We start from the raw sequence: 2511 nt of genomic DNA, 5'->3' as shown, positions 1-2511 counted from the left end.
TGTGACTGCTAAACTAAAGTAGACAGTTTTTGCTAGATAAGATGAAACACTTATTTACCCTAATATACCAGTAAAATATATAGCTCCTCCATTGTATGATGATGGTTTGATTCTTAAATCATTGGAGGGCTGAGAAAAGGTGGATAAGTGGGAAATGTATATGGAAATTCAGCAGTTACTCAAGAAAGGTTTTAGTAAATCCAAAGTAGCAGATAAACTGGGGGTATCCAGGGCAACTGTATATCGGCATCTTAAGAGATCTCCTTCGGAGATGGCAGAATGGGTTGAATCTTTACAAACAAGAAAGAAAAAGTTGGATCCTTATAAAGAGTTAATCTTGAATTGGTTAAGGGAACATCCTGATCTTTCAGCAGCACAAGTAGAAGATTGGTTGATGGAAAGGTATAAGGAACAACTTGAAGTGGGTGAAAGCACAGTCCGTGCTTACGTAAGGGAGCTAAGAGTTGAATATAAAATAGCTAAGGAATCTTCACCAAGGGATTATGAAGCAATACCTGATTCACCAATGGGGGAACAGGTCCAAGTTGACTTTGGGCACACCAAGCAGAAAACGTCTGATAATAAAGAAGTAAAGCTGAACTTTATTGCCTTTGTGCTATCTAACTCGAGATACAAATATAAAGAGTGGTTAGATCGCCCCTTTACAACTCAAGATGTCATTCAAGCTCATGAAAATGCTTTTCAATGGTTTTGTGGGATCCCAGGAGAACTCGTGTATGATCAGGATAGCTTAATTGTGGTGAGCGAGAATGGCGGAGATCTCATTTTAACGAAAGAGTTTCAGCACTATAAGCAAACTCGAAATTTAAACCTTCGGGTTTGTAGGAAAGCCGATCCAGAAAGCAAAGGGAAAATAGAGAACGTTGTAGGATTTATTAAGTACAATTTCGCCAAGTATAGAGTGTTCAATAATATTGATTCTTGGAATGAGCAAGGATGGGAATGGCTAAATCGTACAGGTAATCGAAAAATCCACAACACAACAAAAAAAAGACCGGTCGAAGTGTTCTCCTTGGAAAAGCAACACTTAAGACCAGTCTCAGGAAACATTAATTTCCTAAACAATCATGAAAATAGTATAACAAGAAGCATCCATAAGGACAATACCATACGGTATTTATCCAATAGGTACTCCCTTCCACTTGGAACTTTTCATAAGCATGAAATGGTCTCAATAAAAGAAACAAAAGACAGAGAACTATTAATCTATAACTCTGAGACAGGAGAACTCCTGGCCAAACATCAGATTCCGGATGGTAAAGGACAATTAATTAAAGACAGAAAGCATACAAGAGATCGCTCAAAAGGAATCGATACATTTATTGATACTGTGGCAAAACGATTCGAAGAAACAGAAACGGCCTACGATTACTTGGATAAACTTCGTGAGAAGTACCCACGGTATATTCGTGATCAGTTACAAATGATACTAAAAGAAACAAAACAAAATAACGAGCAGCTTCTAACAGCAGCCCTCTCGGAATGTATCAAGAGAAACTTATATAGTGCAACAGATTTCAGCGATATCATTTTATACCTCAAGCGACAACGACAGGTTCATGATACAACAAACGACAAAGCTGAGACTGTTTCACCATTAAATAGCATATCCGGTTGGATAATAGAAACAGAAGCACAAAAGAGAAATGTAGATGCCTATACGGTTTTACTGGAAGAAGGTGATCAAAGTTGAATCAGCTTCAGGAGGTCCAAGATAAATTAAGGTCCCTTCGGTTAGCTGAAACAGCTGATCGATTGCCAGAGTTAATAAGAGAAGCTGAGAAAAGGGACTTGTCCTTTACTCAGTTTCTACTAGATGTAGTAACCTATGAACAAAAACGCAGAGATGAAAAGCAGCTGGAAAGGCGATTTAAGTGGGCGACGTTTCCCTTCCATAGTACTGTGGATGAGTATAATGTGAATGAGCAAAAGTCTTTGAGCAGTAAGAAGTTAAACCAGTTAAAAGATTTAACATGGATTGAGCAGCTATATAACATCATTTTTCTAGGACCGCCAGGTGTCGGTAAGACCCATCTTTCGATAGGTTTAGGAATAGAAGCTTTAAACCAGGGATATAAAGTGATCTTTACCACTATGGGAGATTTAATTCAGGCATTAAAGACTGAAGAAATAACGAGGAAATCCAAAACAAGAATGAAGCGAATAAGAGAGGCAGATTTGGTTATTATTGATGATTTGATGTTTATGGCAATGGATAAACAGGAAGCTAATATGTTCTTCCATCTCATTAACACCCTTTATAACCAAACCTCGATTATACTTACATCTAATAAAGGGCCTAAAGAATGGGGTGAGCTATTGGGCGACCAAGCCATCACGACAGCTATACTGGACCGGATCTTACATCGAGTGGAAATAGTTCATTTAAATGAAGATAGTTGGAGAATGAAACATCGAAAAACGATTTTTGGTGAACAAAGTGTCTCAAATTAATCAGCAAAAATTGTATCATTCTACTTGACGGTCACA

At 37.8% G+C, this 2511-nt stretch carries 2 protein-coding genes; both read left to right on the top strand.

Features of this window, described 5'->3' with window-relative positions; all coding sequences use genetic code 11:
- The first annotated feature begins 139 nt into the window (after positions 1-139).
- Positions 140-1714, top strand: a complete 1575-nt coding sequence (gene istA / locus AC6CHU_RS25800; protein ID WP_174752390.1) for an IS21 family transposase — start codon at positions 140-142, stop codon at positions 1712-1714.
- Positions 1711-2475: an IS21-like element helper ATPase IstB gene (istB, locus tag AC6CHU_RS25795; RefSeq protein ID WP_174752389.1), complete on the top strand. Its 765-nt coding sequence runs from the start codon at positions 1711-1713 to the stop codon at positions 2473-2475. Before istA ends, istB begins: the two co-directional genes overlap by 4 nt.
- The last annotated feature ends 36 nt before the right edge of the window (positions 2476-2511 follow it).

The organism is Cytobacillus sp. GQ23 (assembly GCF_059758675.1).
This window is presented reverse-complemented; position numbering and strand designations above follow the sequence as displayed.